The organism is Aquiflexum sp. (assembly GCF_977115555.1).
Genome location: NZ_CDSBKL010000328.1, coordinates 1 through 4,746, shown reverse-complemented (window position 1 = coordinate 4,746; position 4,746 = coordinate 1). Strand labels below are relative to the sequence as shown.

The window sequence follows — 4,746 nt, the reverse complement described above, 5'->3', positions numbered from 1 at the left end:
GGGACTACAAGAATTTTAACTTTTGCTTCTGTAATGTTGATTTCCCGGATGTCAGCATTCCTTATGCTGTTTTTTTCCTTGTCAAGATGGATCCCAAAAAACCCCATATCCTGGCAGACAGCAGCCCTCATTTCCTCGTCATTTTCTCCGATTCCGGCAGTAAAAACAATGGCATCTAATCCATTCATTGCTGCTGCAAAGGTCCCAATGTATTTTTGGATGCGGTAGGCATAGAGTTCATAAGCAAGTTTGGCGTCTTCATCTCCATCTTTAATAGCCTGTTTTACATCCCTCATGTCGCTGTTTCCACATAGCCCAAGAAGCCCGCTTTTCTTATTCAAAATATCATTGACTTCTTTTGGAGAAAAACCTCTTTCATTGATCAGATGAAAGATGATCGAAGGATCAATATCCCCGCACCGGGTTCCCATCACCAGTCCTCCCATTGGGCCGAGACCCATAGAATGATCTATGGATTTTCCGCCTTTGATAGCGGTCATGCTGCTGCCATTGCCAAGATGGATGGTAATAATCTTGGAATCCGGTATGTTAAGGTACTCATTTGCTTTCCGTGAGACATATTGATGACTGCTTCCATGAAAACCATAGGCCCGAATTCCCATATCTGTGTACATTTCCTTGGGGATTGCAAAACGATAGGCCCTTGGAGGCATGCTTTGATGGAAAGCAGTGTCAAATACTGCTACCTGCTTGGCCAAAGGGAAAATCCTTTCTGCAACAATTATACCCAGCAAATTTGGGGGATTATGCAATGGGGCCAAGGCAAACAATTCCTCTATTTTCTTTTTGACTTCATCTGTGATCAAAGTGGTCGAAGCAAATTGCTCACCCCCGTGGACCACACGGTGCCCGATTGCTTTTACCTCTCCCATATTAGATAGTACGCCATTTTGAGAATCGATCAATAAATCAGTCACAGCCAAGAGCGCTTCTTCATGATCTTTGATTTCTTTTTGGAATTTGAATACCTCTTCAGGCCAATGGATAAATGACTTATGGGTGAGGGTGGAATTGTCCAAACCAATCCTGTCCACCAAACCGCTACATATCGGGGATTCATTTGGCATATCAAAAAGCTGGTATTTTAGCGAACTGCTGCCTGAGTTTAGTACAAGAATTTTCATTTTCAGTAACTGACTTATATTTTCAATCCAAAATTATTTCTACAAAACTCTATTTTAAAATTACTTTTTTCAAGATACTTTCATTCTGAATACCTTGGTATTTACTATAAGGAATAACCCTTTAACCCAATAACCATTAACTATTTCCCAACTTAAATTTTTTTAACCTTTATAGAAGTGCCCTCGGTACTGATCACTTTTATTTTCTCTCCTTGATCAATGAATTCACCTCTTGAATAAGCATCATAGACTTCATCTTCAATGATGACTTTACCGCTTGGCATCAGCCGCGTGTTGGTAATTCCTTCTTTTCCCAAAAGGCTATTTTTGTAGGTAGATGAAGTGTAGCCTTCAGTTCGTTGTTGGGTATTGGCCAAGGCAATGGAGCTGAAAGCACCCCATTTGTTGACCTTTGGTGCCAAAAAGAAAATGAGAGCCAATGCTGCGATGGCAGCCAAAATCACAGTAAGCAAGGCCACAAATAAATCCCCTGCGGGTACAAATGAAAAGTCAAAGGAATCATTTGGGATCATTCCCAGAGTGAGGCCGGTGAGGATTCCCAGGATACCTAAAATTCCAAAAATGCCAAATCCAGGTATTACAAAAATCTCGATTAACAAAAGTATGCAGCCAACAATGAAAACTGCAATTTCCCAATTTTCCGCCAATCCACTGAGATAATAGGGAATAAAATACAGAATAATTGCGGTAATGGAAGCAGCCAAGGGAAAGCCCACTCCCGGTGTCTGTAATTCAAAATAGATTCCTGCAAAAATGATGAGGATCAAAAAACCGCTCACAGCTGGATTTAAAAAGACAGAAATGATAGTTTCAACAGAGGAGGTGGTTTGCTCAATGATCTCATAATCAGAAATTCCCTGCTTGGCAATTACTTCCTCTATGGAATCGACTTCTCCTTCACAAAACCCGTTTTCTATTGCCTCAGAAACTGCGAAAGTGATCACAGAGCCTTTTTTGCTAACACCTTCAATTTCTATTTCTTCGTCTACCATGGCTTCTGCGATTTTGGGGTCTCTTCCTTTGGCCTCTGCAGTGCTCCGCATCATGGACCGCATGTAGGACTGGTATTTGTCAGGCGCAGCTTCGCCTCCGCCACCCATGACCACTGTGGCTGCTCCGATGCTTGCTCCCGGCGCCATATAAATACTGTCACAGGCGATCGAAATCAATGCCCCCGCTGAAGCGGCATCTTTGTTGATCCATACATGAACAGGGATTTCTGATTCCAAAATCATGGTACGGATATCATCAGCATCATTTACTGCGCCTCCGTAGGTATCCATTTCAATAATTACCAACGCAGCAGATTTTTCACGAGCCTCTTCCAAAGCCAATTTAACCTTGCGGTTCATTCTGGGATCGATATCATCGTCAATTTTGAAGACATAGATTTTCTTTTTTTCTGAGGAAAAGCCATCTTGGGAAAACACCGGAGATGACTGAAAAAGGAGAAAAAGGGCTATGGAAATTGATGTTAAAAGAGATTTCATATCATATACTATTTGAGTTTGAATATACCAAATATTCCCTTAACCGCGGCAAACGCTAATTATATCATTGGTTTGTAAGGGAATTCTATTTTGACTTATTTTAAAGCCAAAACATTCCAAATATGATTAAAAGATTCAGCTTGCCAGTTCTATTCATTGCTTTCATGGGAGCCTTTGCAGCCACACAGGCTCAATCGGACCGATGGCAGCAAAAAGTCAAGTACATTATGGATGTCTCCATGGATGTGGAGGAGAACACTTTTAAGGGGACCCAAAAATTACATTATACCAACAATTCTCCTGATACCCTTACCCGGGCATTTTACCACCTTTATTTCAATGCTTTTCAGCCGAACAGCATGATGGATGTACGCTCCAGAACCATATCCGACCCAGATAGAAGGGTAATGGACAGGATTCAGAAGTTATCTCCAAAAGAAATCGGGATACTGAAAGTAAGTAGTCTGGCAATGGATGGGAAAAAGGTTGACTTTGAGCATGTGGAGACAATTTTGGAAGTAAATTTAAATAAACCTATTCTGCCCGGACAGACAGTTGTTTTCGATATGGAATTTGAAGGACAGGTTCCCTTACAGGTAAGAAGGTCAGGAAGGGACAATGCGGAAGGAATCCGATATTCTATGTCACAATGGTATCCTAAAATGGCTGCATACGACAGGAGAGGATGGCATTCCAATCCTTATGTCGGGAGAGAATTTTATGGCAACTTCGGGGATTTTGATGTGAAGATCACTATAGACAAGACATATATCCTAGGTGGAACCGGTTACCTCCAAAATCCCAATGAGATCGGACATGGCTATGAGGACGAGGGGGTGATGGTGCCGTCAGTAAAAGGAAAAACTTTAACCTGGCACTTTTTTGCTCCCAATGTCCACGATTTTATGTGGGCGGCAGATCCAAAATATACCCATGAAAAAGTGAAGATGGAAAATGGTCCGATGGTTCATTTTCTTTATGTCAAAAATGACAAGACAGAAGAGAACTGGGGGAAACTCAAAGGGTATACTGTGGATGCCATCCAATATATGAGCGATAATTTTGGAAAATATCCATATGAGCAATACTCAGTTATCCAAGGTGGAGATGGAGGAATGGAATATCCCATGTCTACTTTGATCACTGGGTATAGAGGACTTCAAAGTTTGGTGGGAGTGACTGTTCATGAGCTTATTCACAGCTGGTATTACGGTGTCCTTGGGTTTAATGAATCTTCGGAGCCATGGCTGGATGAAGGGTTTACAACTTGGGGTACCAGTGTGGTGATGGATGCTGTCTTTTCCAAGCAAAATAAATTTATCCAAGAAGGGACTTATAGGTCTTACTTTAGGCTAGCCAAGGCTGGATATGAAGAGCCATTGACCACCCATGGAGATCACTATAACCTGAATTCAGCCTACGGACCTGGAACATACAACAAAGGAGCTGTTTTTGTAGAGCAACTTGCTTATGTCATAGGAAAGGAAAATTTCGATAAAGCTATGTTGAGGCTTTGGAATGATTGGAAGTATATGCATCCAAATGGCCATGATGTCATCAGGGTAATGGAAAAAACCAGTGGATTGGAATTGGATTGGTATTATGATTATTTTATTGCATCCACCAAAACAATTGATTATGGTGTAAAATCTGTGACCGCAGAAAATAACCAAACCAAAATAACTCTTGAAAGGATTGGCTTAATGCCAATGCCATTGGATGTCGTGGTGACTTATACTGACGGCACACAGGAGATGATCTACTTACCTCTTGTAATACAGCGGGGAAATAAACCTGAGGAAAAAGGAATGCCTGCTAGGATAATGACAGAAAGATGGCCTTGGACCAATTACACGCTGGAAGTTCAGCTAGCAAGGCCTATTTCTTCCATTAAGTCTGTAGAAATAGACCCAAGCCTCAGGCTGGCGGATGTCAATAGAGAAAACAATAAAGTAGAATTGACCACAATGCCAGAAAAAAAGTAATTAAAAAAGCCTTCAAAAGTTGATTCTTTTGAAGGCTTTTTTATCCATGGCTGAGCCATAAAAAAAGGCCGCTCAGCGACCTTTTTAGACAACCACTTAGCCCAC

Annotated in this window: 3 protein-coding genes; 1 reads left to right on the top strand and 2 read right to left on the bottom strand. The window is 41.4% G+C overall.

Annotation, left to right across the window (positions count from 1 at the left end):
• Positions 1-1,145, bottom strand: a 1,145-nt coding sequence (locus tag ACZFYI_RS15935) for an acetate/propionate family kinase (RefSeq protein ID WP_462525120.1), incomplete at its 3' end; no start/stop codon positions are given.
• 152 nt (positions 1,146-1,297) lie between these two features.
• Complete coding sequence (locus ACZFYI_RS15930) at positions 1,298-2,656, bottom strand: NfeD family protein (protein WP_462525119.1); 1,359 nt, start codon at positions 2,654-2,656, stop codon at positions 1,298-1,300.
• A 122-nt stretch (positions 2,657-2,778) separates the two neighbouring features.
• Here ACZFYI_RS15930 and ACZFYI_RS15925 point away from each other — a divergent pair, with 122 nt between their 5' ends.
• Entirely contained in the window at positions 2,779-4,641 is a 1,863-nt protein-coding gene (locus tag ACZFYI_RS15925) for a M1 family metallopeptidase (protein ID WP_462525118.1), read from the top strand.
• Positions 4,642-4,746 lie beyond the last annotated feature (105 nt).